Origin of the sequence: Pseudarthrobacter sp. BRE9 (genome assembly GCF_031844305.1) — a bacterium.
Taxonomy (GTDB): Bacteria; Actinomycetota; Actinomycetes; order Actinomycetales; family Micrococcaceae; genus Arthrobacter.
Map to the genome: position 1 here is coordinate 16238 of NZ_JAUZUY010000008.1, position 17206 is coordinate 33443.

The 17206-nt window shown below is 64.9% G+C and carries 17 protein-coding genes and 2 tRNA genes; 9 read left to right on the plus strand and 10 right to left on the minus strand.

Annotated features, from left to right (window positions below; translation table 11 throughout):
- Genes Q9R31_RS14575 through pknB form a run of 5 tightly spaced genes read left to right on the plus strand, consistent with a single transcriptional unit; the run spans position 1 to position 8319 of the window.
- Positions 1-1734, plus strand: coding sequence for a PP2C family protein-serine/threonine phosphatase (locus Q9R31_RS14575; protein ID WP_397428250.1), 1734 nt, complete (start codon positions 1-3; stop codon positions 1732-1734).
- Positions 1731-3119: an FtsW/RodA/SpoVE family cell cycle protein gene (locus Q9R31_RS14580; RefSeq protein ID WP_311263435.1), complete on the plus strand. Its 1389-nt coding sequence runs from the start codon at positions 1731-1733 to the stop codon at positions 3117-3119. Before Q9R31_RS14575 ends, Q9R31_RS14580 begins: the two co-directional genes overlap by 4 nt.
- Positions 3116-4576 (plus strand): penicillin-binding transpeptidase domain-containing protein, encoded by a 1461-nt coding sequence (locus tag Q9R31_RS14585; RefSeq protein ID WP_311263436.1) that lies wholly within the window; start codon positions 3116-3118, stop codon positions 4574-4576. The genes Q9R31_RS14580 and Q9R31_RS14585 overlap by 4 nt, the downstream gene beginning before the upstream one ends.
- Positions 4573-6306 carry a protein kinase domain-containing protein gene (locus Q9R31_RS14590; protein ID WP_311263437.1) on the plus strand — a complete coding sequence of 578 codons (1734 nt, stop codon included), beginning with the start codon at positions 4573-4575 and terminating at the stop codon, positions 6304-6306. The genes Q9R31_RS14585 and Q9R31_RS14590 overlap by 4 nt, the downstream gene beginning before the upstream one ends.
- Before the next feature lie 18 nt (positions 6307-6324).
- Positions 6325-8319 carry a Stk1 family PASTA domain-containing Ser/Thr kinase gene (gene pknB, locus Q9R31_RS14595; RefSeq protein ID WP_397428251.1) on the plus strand — a complete coding sequence of 665 codons (1995 nt, stop codon included), beginning with the start codon at positions 6325-6327 and terminating at the stop codon, positions 8317-8319.
- Positions 8320-8367: 48 nt separating this feature from the next.
- On the opposite strand, the gene Q9R31_RS14600 is transcribed toward pknB, so the two are convergent.
- Genes Q9R31_RS14600 through Q9R31_RS14610 form a run of 3 tightly spaced genes read right to left on the minus strand, consistent with a single transcriptional unit; the run spans position 8368 to position 9967 of the window.
- Positions 8368-9009 (minus strand): aminodeoxychorismate/anthranilate synthase component II, encoded by a 642-nt coding sequence (locus tag Q9R31_RS14600; RefSeq protein ID WP_056336041.1) that lies wholly within the window; start codon positions 9007-9009, stop codon positions 8368-8370.
- Positions 9006-9176 (minus strand): hypothetical protein, encoded by a 171-nt coding sequence (locus Q9R31_RS14605; protein WP_311263439.1) that lies wholly within the window; start codon positions 9174-9176, stop codon positions 9006-9008. Before Q9R31_RS14605 ends, Q9R31_RS14600 begins: the two co-directional genes overlap by 4 nt.
- 2 nt (positions 9177-9178) lie before the next feature.
- Positions 9179-9967, minus strand: coding sequence for a class E sortase (locus Q9R31_RS14610; RefSeq protein WP_311263440.1), 789 nt, complete (start codon positions 9965-9967; stop codon positions 9179-9181).
- A gap of 173 nt (positions 9968-10140) precedes the next feature.
- Between Q9R31_RS14610 and Q9R31_RS14615 the strand changes: the two genes are divergently transcribed.
- Positions 10141-10392, plus strand: a complete 252-nt coding sequence (locus Q9R31_RS14615; protein WP_306629321.1) for a cell division protein CrgA — start codon at positions 10141-10143, stop codon at positions 10390-10392.
- Between the two features lie 54 nt (positions 10393-10446).
- Complete coding sequence (locus Q9R31_RS14620) at positions 10447-11049, plus strand: DNA-3-methyladenine glycosylase I (protein ID WP_397428252.1); 603 nt, start codon at positions 10447-10449, stop codon at positions 11047-11049.
- Positions 11050-11249: 200 nt separating this feature from the next.
- Here the strand turns inward: Q9R31_RS14620 and Q9R31_RS14625 are convergent, their stop codons facing one another.
- The 3 genes from Q9R31_RS14625 to Q9R31_RS14635 form a co-directional block, all read right to left on the minus strand.
- Entirely contained in the window at positions 11250-11717 is a 468-nt protein-coding gene (locus tag Q9R31_RS14625; RefSeq protein WP_311263441.1) for a carboxymuconolactone decarboxylase family protein, read from the minus strand.
- Positions 11718-12253: 536 nt separating this feature from the next.
- Positions 12254-13132, minus strand: coding sequence for a rhomboid family intramembrane serine protease (locus tag Q9R31_RS14630; protein WP_311263442.1), 879 nt, complete (start codon positions 13130-13132; stop codon positions 12254-12256).
- A 9-nt stretch (positions 13133-13141) separates the two neighbouring features.
- The gene (locus tag Q9R31_RS14635; protein WP_255173843.1) at positions 13142-13687 is read right to left on the minus strand and encodes a peptidylprolyl isomerase; all 546 of its coding nucleotides are present in this window, start codon (positions 13685-13687) and stop codon (positions 13142-13144) included.
- Between the two features lie 155 nt (positions 13688-13842).
- Here Q9R31_RS14635 and Q9R31_RS14640 point away from each other — a divergent pair, with 155 nt between their 5' ends.
- Together Q9R31_RS14640 and Q9R31_RS14645 are read left to right on the plus strand one after the other, a co-directional pair.
- Entirely contained in the window at positions 13843-14805 is a 963-nt protein-coding gene (locus tag Q9R31_RS14640) for a hypothetical protein (protein ID WP_311263443.1), read from the plus strand.
- Between the two features lie 78 nt (positions 14806-14883).
- The gene (locus tag Q9R31_RS14645) at positions 14884-15759 is read left to right on the plus strand and encodes a glycosyltransferase family 2 protein (protein WP_311263444.1); all 876 of its coding nucleotides are present in this window, start codon (positions 14884-14886) and stop codon (positions 15757-15759) included.
- Between the two features lie 2 nt (positions 15760-15761).
- On the opposite strand, the gene Q9R31_RS14650 is transcribed toward Q9R31_RS14645, so the two are convergent.
- The 4 genes from Q9R31_RS14650 to Q9R31_RS14665 form a co-directional block, all read right to left on the minus strand.
- Positions 15762-16694, minus strand: a complete 933-nt coding sequence (locus tag Q9R31_RS14650) for a DMT family transporter (protein WP_311263445.1) — start codon at positions 16692-16694, stop codon at positions 15762-15764.
- An 81-nt stretch (positions 16695-16775) separates the two neighbouring features.
- Positions 16776-16851: transfer RNA gene (locus tag Q9R31_RS14655), tRNA-Ala, on the minus strand.
- 72 nt (positions 16852-16923) lie between these two features.
- Positions 16924-17103: a DLW-39 family protein gene (locus Q9R31_RS14660; protein ID WP_397428253.1), complete on the minus strand. Its 180-nt coding sequence runs from the start codon at positions 17101-17103 to the stop codon at positions 16924-16926.
- An 8-nt stretch (positions 17104-17111) separates the two neighbouring features.
- Positions 17112-17185: transfer RNA gene (locus Q9R31_RS14665), tRNA-Ile, on the minus strand.
- Positions 17186-17206 lie beyond the last annotated feature (21 nt).

Below are 17206 nucleotides of genomic sequence, written 5' to 3' on the forward strand. Positions count from 1 at the left end.
GTGGCCGAGGCTGAAAACCCCGCAACCGGCTCCAGCCCGGCGCAGCGGCCCCTCATCATGCGCTTCGCGGCACGGTCCGACGTCGGCCGCATCCGTTCCAAGAACGACGATTCCGCCTACGCCGGACGACACCTCGCCGTCGTTGCCGACGGCATGGGCGGGCACGCCGGCGGTGATGTTGCCTCAGCTGCAACCGTCCTGGACATGATCCACCTGGACAGCCCGGACCAAGGCGACGAAGCGGGGACGATCCTCGCCGATGAAATCCAGACCGCCAACTCGCTGCTCTCCGAGCTGGTGCACATCAACCCCAAGCTGGCGGGGATGGGCACCACCGTGACCGCGCTCCTGCTGGCTGACGGCAAACTGCACTTCGCGCACATCGGCGATTCACGCGCCTACCGGCTACGCGACGGTGAATTCAAACAGATCAGCGTGGACCACACCTTTGTCCAGCGGCTCATCGACGAAGGCCGGCTCCGGCCGGAGGAAGCGGAAACGCACCCGCATAAGAATGTGCTCATGCGCGTCCTGGGCGACGTCGACGCCAGCCCGGAACTCGATTTGGACACCCTCGACGCCCAGCCCGGCGACCGCTGGTTGCTGTGCTCCGACGGGCTGAACTACGTCGCCGCGCACGCCGTGGAGCGGACCGTCCGGGAAACACACAACCTGCACGAGTGCGCCGAAACCCTTGTTGAACTGACCCTTGATGCCGGTTCGCCGGACAACGTCACCGTGGTGGTGGTGGACATTGTTGAGGAAACGCCCGACGACGTCAGCACGGCCGCCGTCGAAATCGTTCCGCCGGTGCAGGGCAGCAAGCCCGCTGCCGCGGCAACCGGCGGGCCCGGCGCCACAGCCGTATCCCCTGTTCCGGGCGGCGGGCAAGAGCCGGCAAGAACCGGTTCGGACGCGGAAGATGCCAAGCAAGACACGGCCCCTGACAAGGACCCGGCAGACGGCGGCGCAAACGAAGCGGACGCCGGCACCTTGGACGCCGGCAGCACCGACCCCCATCTGGGCGAACATCTTTCGGCTGAAGTCCTCCGGGAAGAACTCGCCTCCCGCCCGCATGAGCTCGTGGGCGCAGCGGCTGCCGCCGCCGAATCCGGTTCCATTCCAACCGTGGCCGGACGTACCGTCGCACGGCGGGCAGCGACTCTCCTCACCCACAAGGCAGAACCGGCCGGCGAACCACAGGACACCCTGCCGGCGCTGCGTCCGCGCCGCTGGGTAGCCTGGTCCGTTGCAGCCGCCGTGCTGGTCGTCGTAGCCGTTGGCCTCTGGCTTGGATACGCCTGGACGCAGACCCGCTACTACGTGGGCGAGTTCGACTCCCGTGTTGCCATTTACAACGGCGTGTCCCAGAGGCTTGGGCCGATCCAACTGTCCTCCCTGGAAGCCGTGACGGATATCCGCATGGACTCGCTCCCGCCGTTCTCGCAGCAGCGGGTCCGCCAGACGGTCCCTGCCAATGACCTCTACGACGCGCAGCGGATCGTCAAGAACCTGGAGCTCACGGGAACAACCTCGCCGGAGGAGGAGTGCCCCAAGCCCTCGGCCTCCGCCAGCCCGCAACCGTCGGGAAGCACAGTACCCCCGGCCAGCCCGGCACCTCCGGCCAGCGCAGCCGCCCCGCCGCCCGCTCCGGATGCGCCTGCTCCCGCCCCGGCACCATCGGCGGCCAGTCCCTCACCCACTCCGACGATCACCTGCGAGGCGGCCAAATGAGCCAGGTAAGCACGTTGCCCAAGCCTCGCCGCAATGTTGAACTCGCGCTCCTGCTGCTGGCACTTGGCGTCGGCATCGGCGCCAACATGCTGGTGGGCGTGGACCAGGAGAAGGCCTTCGATTCCGATTTCTGGTTCCAGTCCAGCCTGCTCGCGGTCGCGGCCCTGGTGTTCCATGGTGTCCTGCGCTTCCGCGCCAAGTATGCCGATCCAGTAATACTTCCGATCGTGGTGGCCTTGAACGGCCTGGGACTCGCGATGATCCACCGCCTCGATGCTCCGGGCGAAGATACGGGGAACAACCAGCTCCGGTGGACCCTCATCGCCATGGCCGTCGCCATCGCCGTCGTGTTCTTCCTCAAGGACCACCGCGTCCTGCGGCGGTTTACCTTCATTTCCCTGGCTGCGTCCGCCTTTTTGCTGATCCTGCCCCTTGTCCCGGGAATCAGCGCCGGTGAAATCCTTGGCGCACGGGTGTGGATCAGGTTTGGCCCCATGACGTTCCAGCCGGGTGAAGTAGCCAAGATTACCCTTGCCATATTCTTCGCCGGGTATCTTTCCTCCAACCGGGACCTCATCCTGCTGGCCGGCCGCAAGATCGGACCCCTGCAGTTTCCCCGGTTCAAGGACATGGGCCCCATGATCACCGCGTGGCTGGTCAGCATCGGCGTCCTGATCTTCCAGCGCGACCTTGGTTCCTCCCTGCTGTTCTTCGGGCTGTTCATCGTCATGATCTACGTGGCCACCAGCCGGATCAGCTGGGTAGTGATCGGCCTGGCCCTGATCATTGGGGGCGGTTTCGTTGCAGCCCAGGTTTTTTCCCACGTGCAGCAGCGCGTCTACGGCTGGCTCAACGCTTTCTCCCCCGACGTCTACGAGAACGGCAGCCGGCAGGTCATCGAGGGCCTGTTCGGCATGGCGAACGGCGGCCTGGTGGGCACCGGCCTTGGCCAGGGCCGCCCCGACCTGGTTCCCTTCGCCAACAGCGACATGATTATTGCTTCGTTGGGCGAGGAACTGGGCCTTATCGGCCTCTTCGCCCTCGTCCTGCTGTACCTGCTGCTGATCACCCGCGGATTCCGTGCCGCGCTGGGCACGCGCGACGCGTTCGGCAAGCTGCTCGCCTGCGGTTTGTCCTTCGCGGTGGCCCTGCAGTGCTTCGTCGTCATCGGCGGTGTCACCCGGCTCATTCCACTGACCGGGCTCACCACGCCGTTCCTCGCAGCCGGCGGATCCTCCCTTCTGGCCAACTGGATCATCGTGGGGCTGCTCCTGATGATTTCCCACGCAGCCCGCGGCCCAGTGGACACCACACCGCTCCCGCCGGCCGGGACGGCAGCGGCAACAGGCATTGACACTCCAACTGAGGCGGTGAAGCAGGCATGAACCAGGCAATCCGGCACTCATGGGTAGCCGCAGTGGCCATGTTTGCACTGCTGTTCGGGGCCATCAGCTATGTGCAGGTAGTGGGTGCCGACGACCTCAAAACCAACCCCCTGAACCAGCGCGCCATTTTGCAGAACTACTGCAATGACCGCGGGGCCATCATCGTTGGCGGCACCCCCATTGCGGAGTCGGTGGAAACCGGTTCGGAGACCTGCAAGTTCCAGCGCACCTACACGCAGCCGGAGCTTTATGCCGGCCTCACCGGCTACTTCTCGAAGAACTACGGTGCCACCGGACTTGAACAGTCCATGGGCGCCGAACTCGCCGGCAACTCCGACCAGCTCTTCCTGGACCGGGTAGGCCAACTCTTCCTCGGCAACCAGCCCAAGGGCGCGTCAGTGGAACTCACTATCGATCCCCAGATCCAGCAGCTGGCGTACAACCTGATCCCTGACGGCCAGCGCGGGTCCATTGTGGTCACCAATCCCAAGACCGGTGCCATCCTGGCCCTGGCCTCCAAGCCGTCCTACAACCCAAACCTGGTGGCCACGCAGGATGCCGCTGCGGAACGGACCAACATCAACGAGCTGGTCAAGATTCCGGGCATTAACCTGAACCAGAACGTCAGCGGCCCCACCGGGGAACAGCTTGCACCAGGCTCGGTCTTCAAGCTCGTGGACACGGCCGCCGCGCTTGCCTCGGGGAAGTACAACAAGGACAGCGAACTCCCCAACCCCGCCGAAATGCCCTTCCCGGGCATCCAATACAAGCTGCCCAACTACGCTGGCGGCAACTGCTACACCAGGAACACCGCCAGCTTCGCTTTCGCCCTGCAGCAGTCCTGCAACACTCCCTTTGCGAGCATTGCATTGGATCTTGGCCGCGACGCCATCGCCGAGCAGGCCAGGAAGTTCGGCTTCGGCGAGGATGTCGGGGACCAGCTGAAGCTGGGCCACGCGCTGGGCAACGGGTTCCCCGAGAACCTCGACGGCCCTGGCCTTGCCCAGTCAGCCATCGGCCAGAAGGATGTGCGGGCGACTCCGCTGCAGATCAACATGATGACCTCAGCGATAGCCAACGGCGGCAAGCAAATGCAGCCAAACCTGATCAAAGCCCTGCGCTCCCCGGACCTTCGCGTCATCGACGAACCGCAGCCGCAGCAGCTGCGCACCTCCACCACCCCGCAGATCGCCAGCCAGATCACCGAGTGGATGGCAAGCGCAGTGAGCGAGGGCATCGCAAAGGGCGCGGCCGTCCCCGGAATCCAGGTTGCGGGCAAGACCGGAACCGCAGAGCTTGGGAACGGAACCAATAACTCCTGGTTCACCGGCTTCGCCCCCGCAAACAATCCGCAGGTGAGTGTCACGATCGTCATGGAAGGCGTGAACATCACCACCGGCGCACAGCTGACCAGTCCTAACGCGAAGAAGATTTTTGAGGCGGTGTTGAATAAGTGAGGCCTACAACCGGAATCACCCTCGGCGGCAGATTCCAGCTGACCACGCGGATTGCGATCGGCGGCATGGGGGAAGTCTGGAAAGCCAAAGACCTCGTCCTCGGCCGCATCGTCGCCATCAAGGTGCTGAAGGAGGAGTACACGGGGGATCCCGGATTCCTCCAGCGCTTCCGTGCGGAGGCCCGCCACACCGCCCTGCTGAACCATGTGGGGATAGCCAACGTCTTTGACTACGGCGAAGAAGAAGGATCGGCGTACCTGGTCATGGAACTGGTCCCCGGCCAGCCGCTGAGCAGCATCATTGAGCACGAACAGGTGCTGTCGCCGGACCGTACGCTCTCGATCATCGCGCAGACCGCCCGCGCGCTGGCCGTCGCCCACGCCCAGGGCCTGGTCCACCGCGACGTCAAGCCCGGCAACCTCCTGATCACCCCCGACGGCCGGGTCAAGGTCACGGACTTCGGCATCGCGCGCCTCGCCGACCAGGTGCCCCTCACCCAGACCGGGCAGGTCATGGGAACCGCGCAGTACCTCGCACCGGAGCAGGCAACCGGCCAGACCGCCACCGGATCCTCGGACATCTACTCGCTCGGTGTCATCGGCTACGAGTGCCTCAGCGGGCACCGTCCATTCTCCGGGGAATCGCAGATCGCCATCGCCTTGGCCCAGGTGAACGACGCTCCGCCGCCGCTTTCGGACAGCCTGCCGGCCCCGGTGCGGGCCCTCCTGATGTCCATGCTGGCCAAGGACCCCAAGGACCGCCCGGCGAACGCCATCAAGCTGGCCGAAGCAGCCGAAGCGATCCGCAACGGTGATATCAGCGCAGCCCGCGCCGCCGTGCCCGGAATGCTCCTTTTCGACGCCGACACCGGGCCCATCACTGCCCCCGTTGACACGGCCACCGCCCCCACCGGAGTCATTGGCACCCAACGTGATACCGCGCCTGCTGCCACGTCAGCCCTGCCGGTACTGGGAGCCGGCGCGGCGGGTGCTGCCGCCGGGATGGCTGCGGGCGCCGCGGGCGCCTCCGCCGCTGAAGGGGACGCGCCCAAGGGGACGCTTGCCCGGGCCAACGCATTGGCTGCGGAGCGGAACTGGGACCAGGAGGAGGAAACGTACGACGACGGGCCCTCCGACGAGCCCCGGCGCAAGGGACGCAGTCCATGGACATGGCCCCTGATCGCCTTGATCCTGCTGCTCCTGTTTGCCCTGGTGGGTTTTCTGCTGAACCAGATGGGGCTCTTCTCGCCGTCGGGCAATCCGACGTCGGGCACCACCACCAGCAGCGCGCCGCCGTCGTCCGCAACGCCCACCCCGACCCCGTCAGCTACACCCACGCAGACACGCAGCACACCGACGCCCACACCCACGCCGGAGCCCACGGAGGACACGGTCAACGTGATACCGGCCGCCTACCTGGGCAAGGATTACCGTCAGGTCCAGACTGCCCTCGCGAATCTGGGACTCCAGGTGACGGTCCTGCCGCAGGAGAGCCGGACCGCCACCCCCGGTACCGTCCTGGAACTGAACCCCACAGGGCCAGTACCCAAGGGTTCGCTGATCACCGTTATCTACGCAACCGCTCCGTCACCTGCGCCCACCACGACGGCACCCAAACCAACGCCTGCTCCCACGTCGTCGTCACCGGTTGCGGCTCCCACGCCCATCTCGCCCCTGGCAACCTGCGCCGCCGGCCAGACGCCCGGAACGCCGGCAACCTGCACGCCCTAAACGTCGGGACAACCACCTGTGAATGAGTCACCACGCACACCGTTGCACCGGGAGGACAGCCTGCCGGTGGATAACCGTCGCGTCCTGAGCGGCCGCTACGAGCTGGGCGGCCTCATTGGCCGGGGCGGTATGGCGGATGTGTACCGGGGAACCGATACCCGCCTCGGCAGGACCGTTGCCGTCAAGCTGCTGCGGCCCGACATGGCCCGCGACCCGCAGTTCCAAGCACGGTTCAAGCGTGAGGCGCAGGCCGTTGCCGCCCTGAACCATCCCTCCATAGTGGCCATTTTCGACACCGGAGAACACCTGGTCCACGACGGCACCGCGGAGGACGTCCGGGTGCCCTACATCGTGATGGAATACGTCGAGGGCAAGACCCTGCGCGATCTGATCCGCGCCAACGAGGTCGGCATCGACCAAGCCATTGATTACTGCCTGGGTGTCCTGGGCGCGCTCGAGTACAGCCACAAGGCCGGGATCGTCCACCGGGACATCAAGCCCGCCAACGTGATGTACTGCCCGGGCACCAATTCGGTAAAGGTGATGGACTTCGGCATAGCCCGCGCCATCGCCGATTCTTCCGCCACCATGACCCAGACCCAGGCAGTGGTGGGAACGGCGCAATATCTGTCACCGGAACAGGCCCGCGGCGAAACAGTGGATGCCCGCAGCGACCTCTATTCCGCTGCCTGCCTGCTCTACGAAATGCTGACGTCCCGTCCTCCGTTCGTCGGGGACAGCCCGGTCTCTGTGGCATACCAGCACGTGCGCGAAATCCCGGAGCCTCCCAGCAGCCTGAATCCCAAGGTGTCACCGGCCCTGGACACCGTCATGGCCAAGGCCCTGCAGAAGAACCGGGATGACAGGTTCCAGGATGCGGCGGCCTTCCGGCGTGCCCTGAGGGCCGCGAAGGCCGGGGTACCTGTCCCTGCCGTGCCGGCATCCGAGGCGCCGACCGATCCCAACGACCACGTTCCCGAAGCGTCACCGCCCACGGAGGCGTTCGCTGCTACGGGGGCAAGCTTCCTTGATGACGCACCCACCGGCCGCCTGGCGGCCACCACCCTCCACGGCGACGGCGGACCAGCGGTTCCGCTGGAACTTGCGGATGAGCGCGGGCCGGATCAATACAGGCCGGATGAGCACAGGCCGGCTTCGCCGCTCCCGCTTGGCTTCCCTCCGGAACGTGAGCCGAGCAGCCGGCAGAAGTCCCGTCGTCGTGCGTGGATTGCCACGCTGGTGATCTTCACCCTGCTGGTTCTCGCGGGCGGCGGCCTGTGGCTTTACCAAACGGTCAACCGGCCGGCTCCCGCCGCACCCAAGGTGGAAATACCCGCCGTGGCGTCCATGACGGAGAGCGCGGCGCTTCAGGCACTGTACAACGCAGGACTGCGCCCCCGGATCGCGCGGGCGGCAAACGATACGGTGCCCAAGGGAACCGCCATCGGGACTGATCCCGCGGCAGGCGGTTCGCTGGATCCCGGGGCTGAGGTCATCCTCAATGTCAGCGAAGGTCCCAGTTCGGTGAAGGTCCCGGACAGCCTCCCGGGCAAGACTGAGGCAGCCGCGCGGGACATCCTGCGCCAGGCGGGACTTGTTGGCGCCCCGTCAACCAGCACGGCCAACAGCGCGACTGTTCCGACCGGAATCGTCATCACGTCCAGCCCAGCACCGGGGCAGAGTGTTGGCGTGGGCACCAGCGTCGAGTTGGTAGTTTCCACGGGCAAAGTGGTTGTCCCGGAGCTGCGCGGCCTAGCCCGGGAAGAGGCGGAGGCGGCCCTGAAGGAGCTTGGCCTGGTGCCTTCGGTGATTGAGGCGGAAAACTCGCAGGTGGAGCCGGGCAAGGTCACCGACCAGAGCGATCCTGCCAACGCCGCCGTCGACCAGGCAAAGACCATCACCATTGTTGTGGCCAAAGCTCCGCCGCCGCCACCGCCGTCTCCCACCGAATCCGCGACTCCAACGGCCACACCCACGCCGACGCCGACCCCGAAGCCCACCAAGAAGGGCTGACGTCCTCCCGGGACCGCCGCGGCGGCCCACGGGCACCTCTGCTAACGGCTAGTGCTGGATGAGGGGGCTCAGTTTCGCTGCCCGCGCCGCTGCGCCTTTCATGCCCAGCGATTCCAGCCAGTTGCCGAGCATCTGGTACCCGCCTTCGGTAAGGACTGATTCGGGATGGAACTGCACGCCGCACAGCGGCGCCGTCCGGTGCTGCAGGCCCATCACCACGCCGGACGCAGTTTGCGCGGTGACTTCCAGGACATCAGGGATGGATTCCCGGACCGCAGCCAGCGAATGGTAGCGGGTGGCCGTGACGGGGGAGGGGAGCCCGGCGAAAACGCTGGTGCCGATGTGCTCCACCTGGGAGGTCTTGCCATGCATGAGCTCAGGGGCGTGGGTCACCTTGCCGCCGAAGGCCTCTGCCAGCGCCTGGTGGCCCAGGCAGACGCCAAACATGGGGACGCTGTTTTCGCCGCACCACTTGATCAGCTCGATGCAGATACCGGCTTCGGCAGGATTTCCGGGACCCGGAGAGATAAGGACACCGTCCCGGGTACCCGCGAGCTCAATCGCCTCCGCCAGGGTGACGTCGTCATTGCGGACAACTGTGGTTTCGGCGCCGAGCTCCTGGAGGTAGCCCACCAGGGTGTAGACAAAGCTGTCGTAGTTATCCACTACAAGGATCTTGGTTGTTGTCATGGCTGGTCTGTGGAACCAATCGTCGAGTCGGTGAATTGGGTGAAATGGGACATCCAGGGGAACAGGAACTGGACCATCAATACCAGGGCAACGAAGACCAGTACCAGCGAGGTGATGATCCTGAGCCAGAGCGGTCCGGGAAGGTGGCGGAAGATCCAGGCGTACAAGGTCAATTCCTTCCGGTGGCGGCGGCAACCTGCGCCGCGATCTCGGGGGGCGGCCCGGCTGCAGCCGGACGCCAGCCGTCCAGGAGGGCGTAGGCGATGATGCGTTCTTCCGCGCCGAAGCGGGGGTTGCAGCTGGTCATGGTGAGGTAGCTTTCGGTGGGCATGGCGCCGGGTTGGGCTGGTACCGGCTCCAGGACGTCCGTGCGGGAAGGCATCACGATCTGGTTGTTCCGGAAGACGTAGACGTAGTAACCGTCCTTGGTCTGGACGTAGATCCTGTCACCGGGCACCAGGGTGTGGATGTTGTCCAGTACCGCGCCGTGCGTCTGCCGGTGGCCTGCCACGGCGAAGTTGCCCACCGCTCCGGGCATGGCGGTGTTGCTGTAGTGTCCGAGGCCAAGGGTGTCCAGGACGTCCTGGCTGGTGCCCTGGACGATGGGGCGCGTGTAGCCGGCACCGAACCGGGGGATGTACATGATGCCGATCGTTCCCGCGTGGCCGGGGGCGGTACCCACAACCGGCTTGCCGAAATCTTCAGCTGCGGCCGGCGGCACGGAGGGGGCCGTTGCTGCGGGAGCGGCGCTGCCGAGGTCCTGGGCAAATTCCTTGATGACCTGGCTCTGCTTCGCGTCTGACTCGACGTTGGTCCACCACAGCTGCCACGCCACAAAGAGAAGGAGGATGACGCCGGCGGTTATCAACAGCTCACCCAGCACCTGGATGGTGCCGCGCAGCAGGGCACGGCGGGGCGCGGGCGCAGTGGCGGGCCCCGCCTTCTCCTGCAATACCACGCGTTCTCCTCCGGACGGTTACCCTGGGCTCAGGCTGCCCATCAACTGCGGCTAGAATTGGCTGCTAGTAAGAATCCAGATTTGACCAAGATCGCGCAGGCCGCTGGCAATTTCCTTCTTGCAGGATACCAAGCCCGGACCGCCGAGCTTGCCCAGCCCGCCAAGGAGAGCCAGTGCCCGAGTCAAAGCCGCGCAAGAAGACCGCAAGCACCGCACAGCCGGCTTCCCCCGAGGCCTACAAGCCCAATCCCGTGTGGTTCAAGCCCGTCATGTTTGGGCTGATGATTATCGGCCTCTTCTGGATCATCACGTTCTACATCAGCGAGGGACGCTTCCCGGTGCAGGCCTGGCAGTCGTGGAACATCGTTGCCGGCTTTGGCATCGCCATCGTCGGCTTCCTGATGACCACCCGCTGGCGCTCCTAGCGGCTCCGCGGGACTGTTCCGAGGAGGACTGCACTGGCTCCCGATTCCACCGGATTGGTTATTGGCGAAGACGGCCTGGCCCGGCCGGCCTGGGCTGCCACGGATCCCCTCATGCGGAACTACTACGACCACGAGTGGGGCCTGCCCGTCACTGACGAGCAGGGCCTGTACGAGCGCATCTGCCTGGAGGGCTTCCAGGCAGGACTTTCGTGGGCCACCATCCTGCGCAAACGTCCTGCGTTCCGTGCCGCCTTTGCCGGGTTCGATCCGGAGGCTGTGGCACGCTACAACAGCGCCGACGTAGAGCGGCTGATGCAGGATCCGGGCATCATCAGGAACCGCCTGAAGATCCTTGCCACGGTCAAAAACGCCCAGGCCACCCTGGAACTCCGGAACGACGGCGGACTGGTGGACTTTGTTTGGGGTTTCCGCCCGGACAGCACTCCCCGGCCCCGGGTACCGGCCGAGATCCCCACCCAGTCCGCGGAGTCGGTTGCCTTGTCCAAGGCGCTTAGGAAACGCGGCTTTTCCTTTGTGGGGCCGACCACCATGTTCGCCCTGATGGAGGCTGTGGGAATGGTCGATACCCACCTCCTGGCCAGCCACCGGCGGGGATCCTCCGGCATCTGGCCAGGCTGGGACTGTCCAGGCACGTAGCCGGTTATCCCCAGCTGTTGGGAAAGTTATCCACACTGTGGAAAAGGTCCGCAGGCAGCTCCAGGTGGACCCTTTGCGTCCCGGGTCAATGCCGATCTGGTCGAACCTGCCGGACAGAAGCCGTTATTAACAGTGTGGAATACCTGTGGATAAAAGTCGGGCCTGGACCTGACGCCACCCCTCTACGGCAGTTCGGCAGGCTACAGGCGGTCGCGCTTCACGGGATGGTGGCTGGTAATGGAGACCCGGTTGAACGCGTTCATGGCCACCGCAACCCAACTTACTGCCGAAAACTCCTCTGCCGTAAGGCACTCCCGGGCGGATGCCTCGGCGTGCTCCCGTGTCCCCTGGTCCGGCAGCCCGGTGATGCTCTCCACCAGTGCCAGGGCCGCCCGCTCCTTGCCGGTGAACAGTGCGGTGTCCCGCCACGCCGGCAGTACCGCCAGCCGCTGCGGACTTTCCCCTGCCTCACCCGCCTTTCGCACGTGGAGGTCCAGGCAGTAGGCGCAGCCGTTGATCTGTGAGATCCGGACATTGAGGAGCTCCTGCAGGCCCCGCCCGATTCCGGCCTCTTCTGCCGCTTCCTGTACCTTGAGGCCCAGGCCGCTGATCGCCTTCCAAAGGGCCGGATGCTGTTTGTCCAGGTACAGGTGCTCGGTGACGCCCACAGTGATCCTTGTCGGTAGAACGGCTTGGCAGGCAACCATCATAGGCAGGAGCGGTGGGCCGCCCGTCCCGCTTATCCACTTACCAACATCACAATGCCCACAAGTTATCCACAACTGTGGGTAACGCAGTGGAAATCCTTCCCCCAAATGCCCTGCAGCCTAGTCCTGCGGATTTTCCGGCGCCGGAACTACATCTCTGTCAGTTATTAACACTGTGTATAAGGGTGTCAATAACGTAGCGATGAACCCTGCGAAAGGGCCATCACGGCGCCATTGGGGTGTAGTTATCCACAAAATGGGGGGAATTCCCCTGGTTGTCCACTTACGCACACCAATATCCCCACAGGTTATCCACAGTTGTGGAGAAACAGGAAAGGATCCCGATCAGGAAGCCCCTGCAGGCCGGGAACGCAGGGAAGGGCACCTGAACTACAGCCATGTAAGTTACCAACACTGTGGATAACGGCTGTGGAAAACAGCTATGCCCCCGGCACCATGGTGTCGGGGGCATAGCGGCAACTACGGAGGCGTGGGGGCTACAGCGTCACCCGAACCCAGCTCACCGCAATGAGCAGTGCCAGTACAGCGGCCAGGCCCATGGCCTGGACAAGACCCTGCCGGCGTCCGCGCGGTGTGTAGGCGAGGACTGCGGCGCACAGGCCGCCAGTGATGAGGCCGCCCAGGTGTGCCTGCCAGGCGATGTGGGGGATCAGGAAACCAATGACGCCGTTGATCGCGATCAGGACCCACAGTTGGCGGGTATCACCTCCGCGCCGCCGCTGAACCAGCAGCATGGCGCCGAAGAGGCCGAAGATGGCTCCGGAGGCACCTACCAGCCCTACGAGGCCCTGCCCGGGCACCAGCAGGGGGTTGACCAGCAAATATCCGACAGAACCACCGATCGCTGAAACCAGGTACAGCGCCAGGAACCGGATACGGCCGAGAATGGGCTCAAGGGCCTGGCCGAAAATCCAGAGCGTGTACATGTTCAACAGGATGTGCAGCAGTGAATCCGGGGAATGGAGGAAGGCTGATGTCAGCATCCGCCAGGGCTCAAAGGCACCGTACTGCGGAGCAGCAAAGACGTTGTTGTAGGCGAACTGCTTGTACACAAAGTCGCCTGGAATGAGCATCTGGAGCGCATAGACAACAACGCAGGCGGCGATGATGCCGAACGTCACCAATGGCTTGCCGGTGGCAACGGCGCCGCCATAGACGGTCCGTACCTCCGGCGTCGAACGTTTTGTTTCATTGACGCAGTCAATGCATTGGAATCCGACGGCGGCCGCCCGCTGGCAGTCGGGGCATGCCGGGCGCCCGCAGCGCTGGCAGCGCACGTAGGACGGCCGGTCCGGGTGCCGGGGGCAGACCGGAACCTGGGCGGACGGCTCAGCCGACGGAATTCCGTAACTCATGGTGGAGCGTTACAGCTGTTCGATGTCGATGCTGTTGATGGTGACGTCTTCGACCGGGCGGTCGCCCATGCCTGTGCGCACGCCCTCGATAGCGTCGACGACCTTCTTCGATTCCTCGTCAGCCACTTCACCGAAGATGGTGTGCTTGCCCTGCAGCCAGTCGGTAGGGATGGTGGTGATGAAGAACTGTGAACCGTTGGTGCCCTTGCCCATCTGGATGCCCGCGTTGGCCATGGCGAGCTTGTAGGGCTGGTTGAAGCTCAGTTCCGGGTGGATTTCGTCATCGAAGCGGTAGCCGGGGCCACCGGTTCCACGGCCCAGGGGGTCGCCCGCCTGGATCATGAAATCCTTGATGATGCGGTGGAAGATGGTGCCGTTGTAGAGGGGGGTGCCGGTCTTGTCCTCGCCGGTTTCCGGGTGGGTCCACGCCTGTTCGCCGGTGGCAAGGCCCACGAAGTTCTTGACCGTCTTGGGCGCGTGGTTGCCGAAGAGGTTAACCACGATGTCGCCGAGGCTGGTGTGGATGGTTGCTTTTGCAGTTGCGATGGCAGTCATAGGCCCCATTCTCCCATGACGGCTATGGGCGGCCACGGCTGCGGGCCCAGTTCCGCGCTGGGTGAAATCGCCCTAAAATCCGCCGAGTGAATAGCCCGGGGTGATCTGGGCACGTAGGCTAACGACAGAACCGTCACATTAATCGGGAGGTAGTTGTGAAGAAATCGGATCGTATTGCCCGTGACCTTGAGCAGTCGGTCACCACTGCGGTGGAAAACGCCAAGGATTGGGCGGCCCCCCGGGTGGAAGCAGCCGTGGACTGGGCTGTTCCCCGCCTCCAGCAGGGCCTGGATACCGCATCTCCCAGGATCCAGGAGGGCCTGAAGACGGCAGCACACACCCTGGCCGACGGTGTTGCCACCGTGACTCCCCGGATCCAGGACGGCCTGGCCCAGTTGGCCCCCAAAATCAATGACGCCGTCGAAGGCGCCTCACCCAAGCTGCACGAAGCGCTGGACAGGGCCACCCCGGTCGTCCTGAACGCCCGCGACCGGGTAGTGGTGGAATACCTGCCCAGGCTTTCGGACCAGATCGGCGTGGCATCCGGTGCAGTTCACCGCACCCTGGAAAACACTCCGGCAAGGGTGGATGCCGTCGCGCAGAAGCTGGGCGATGTAGGAATCATCCACGCCCTCCAGGAACAGGCGCAGGCAACCGGCACCCAGTTCAAGGCCGCGGCAGCAGGAGCCAGCCGGGCGGTAGACGTGCAGCTGGCCCAGCCTGAGAAGCCCAGGAAGCGCGGCTGGCTGGTCTTCGGTGTTGTTGCTGCTGCCGTGGCCGCGGGCGTCGCCGCGTGGAAGGCATCCAAGCCTGTGGAAGACCCTTGGAAGACTCCCTCGCCGGTCACGCCCACTCCTGCTCCGGTTCCCGCCACTACCGTCAGTGATGTCAAGGACAGCACCGCAGACACCGCCGGCAGCGCTGCTTCTGCTGCCGGATCCGCCGCAGCTGCCGCTGCAGACAAGGCCGGCGACGCAGCGGATGCGGTCAAGGAAAAGTCCGTGGACGCCGCTGACAAGGCCAAGCACGTGGCCGCCGATGCCGCTGAGGGTGCAAAGAACGCCGCCGATGACGCCAAGACGGCCACCGAGGACGCCAAGGGCAGCAGCGAGGCCTAGTTCGCGCACTACACCAAGGGGCTCCGTTTCACGACGGGGCCCCTTTTGCGTGTCAGCCCGGGTGCTAGATTTGTACTGATGCCAGCCAATCAATCCTCTGGGGATGCCGTGAATGACGCAGCCGTCCAGCTCCGCGTGTCCATCGTCATCCCGGCATACAACGAGGAGAGCGTGATCAGGCAGTGCCTCATAGCTGCCATCTACCAGTCTGTTCCCGCGCACGAGATCATCGTGGTGGACAACCTTTCCAAAGACCGGACCGCTGACATTGTCCGCCAAATGCAGCTCGAGTATCCGGAAAGCCCCATCATCCTGCTGAGCCAGGACCGGGAGCAGGGGCTGATCCCCACCCGTAACTTCGGGCTGGACAGTGCCAGCGGAGACATCCTGGGCCGCATTGACGCAGACTCCATCGTCGAACCCGACTGGGTGGAGCAGGTGCAGAAGGCCTTCGCGGACCCGTCAGTCCAGGCCGCCACCGGTCCTGTGGTGTACTACGACATGCCGATGCGCCGCTTTGGGCTCAAGGCCGATGACAAAATGCGCCAGCTCATGCTCAAGCTGGCCAAGCACCAGTACCATTTCCTGTTCGGCTCCAACATGGCCCTGCGCGCCAGCGCCTGGGAGACCATTCGCTCTGAGACCTGCCGGGACGAGAAGGACGAGATGCACGAGGACATCGATTTGTCCCTGCATCTGGCGGACCATGAGCTTCCGGTGCGCTACTGGCCGCAGATGGTGTCGGGGATGTCCGCACGGCGGCTGGAGGATTCACCCCGGGATTACCGCTACTACGTCACCCGTTTCGACCGGACCTATAAGGCCCACAACGTCAGGAAGATGGCCTTGAAGGCCCCCATGGTGGTCTTCTTCTCGGTGTATTTCCCGGCCAAGCTCCTCAGGGCCATCCACACGGTCAATACCGCCCAGCCCATACGCCGCGGCGGACAGTAGCTTCAGTCGGCCCCGAGCTCGGCGAGGCGTTCCGACGGCGGTTCATCCCGCGGTGCCCTTCCGCGCCTGCCGGCGTGACGCTGGCCGAGGACCACGACGGCGAGTCCCGCCAGGATCAGGCCGAGCCCCGCGTAGGTGCCGGCCGGCAGGGTCTCGTGCAGGAACACAGCGGCGAGCAGCGCTGCCCCCGGGATCTCCAGGAGGATGATCATCGAGACGATGAGCGGGCTCATGGTGGCCAACAGATGGTTGAACGCGGTGTGGCCCACCAGTTGGGCACACACGGTGATCGCTGCGATGCCCAGCCATCCTGCGGGCTCGAACCCGGTCAGGGGCTGTCCGGTGAGCAGGGCCAGTACGGCCACGAGGGCGGCGCACATCCCGTAGCACAGCGTGGTGTAGGTTCCGGTGGTCATGCTTTGCCGCGCCTTGCCGCCGGCCAGTGTGTAGAGGCCTGCCAGTGCGCCGCCGGCCATTGCCAGCAGGTCTCCGACCAGGGCCTGCGGTGAGCTTCCCATGTCGAACCCGGTGATCGCCACGACTCCGCCGAAGGCGATGCCCAGTCCTGCGAGGACCTGCCAGCGGTGGCGGGTTCCGCGGAAGAGCTGGAAGACAGCGATCCAGGCTGACTGCAGGCACACCAGGGCTGTGGCGGCGGCTACGGAGGTGAGCTGCAGGGAGGTGATGAAGCAGGCGAAGTGCAGCGCAAGGGCGACGGCGGCCAGGGAGGACCAGCGGAACTCACGGCGGGTAATCCGGCCGAACTGGCGGGGCTCACGGACCACGGTGGGGGTGGCCATGACCGCTGCTCCGATGGCGTTGCGCCAGAAGGCAATGGCCAGGGCGCTGACGCTGGTGGCGCCAAGGGTGGCCGCAATCAAGGGGCCGGATGAGGCGACGCCCAGGACACCCAGGGCGGCGAAGAAGAAGTTCATGGCACACCCCTGAAGCTCGGTCCCTGACGTGGCGGAAAGCGAAAAGTCCCGGTCAGCATTTCGCTGACCGGGACTTCCTTATGGTGGAGGCACGGGGACTCGAACCCCGAACCCCCTGCTTGCAAAGCAGGTGCGCTACCAATTGCGCCATGCCCCCATAAGAAGCAACCCGTCCATCATACCCTAGAACCGGAGAGCCTCTGACAGGCTCCCGGAGTGGGTGTCCGGGCTAGTCCACCGTGTCGGTTGACTTGCTCCAGACTGTTTTCCGGGCTTCGGATTCCTGTGCTTTCCGGTAGACCAGGACGCCTGCGATTGCCGCTGCCAGTACAAGCAACTTCTTCACATGCTCCCCGTTCCAGCCCGGTTCCGGGGAAATCCGGACCAGGCCTTTGTTTGAAACCTGCACAGGTTCCGTGGGCGTACCAGGACTTGAACCTGGGACCTCTTCGTTATCAGCGAAGCGCTCTAACCGCCTGAGCTATACGCCCCGATGCCTCATCGGGCCGAGA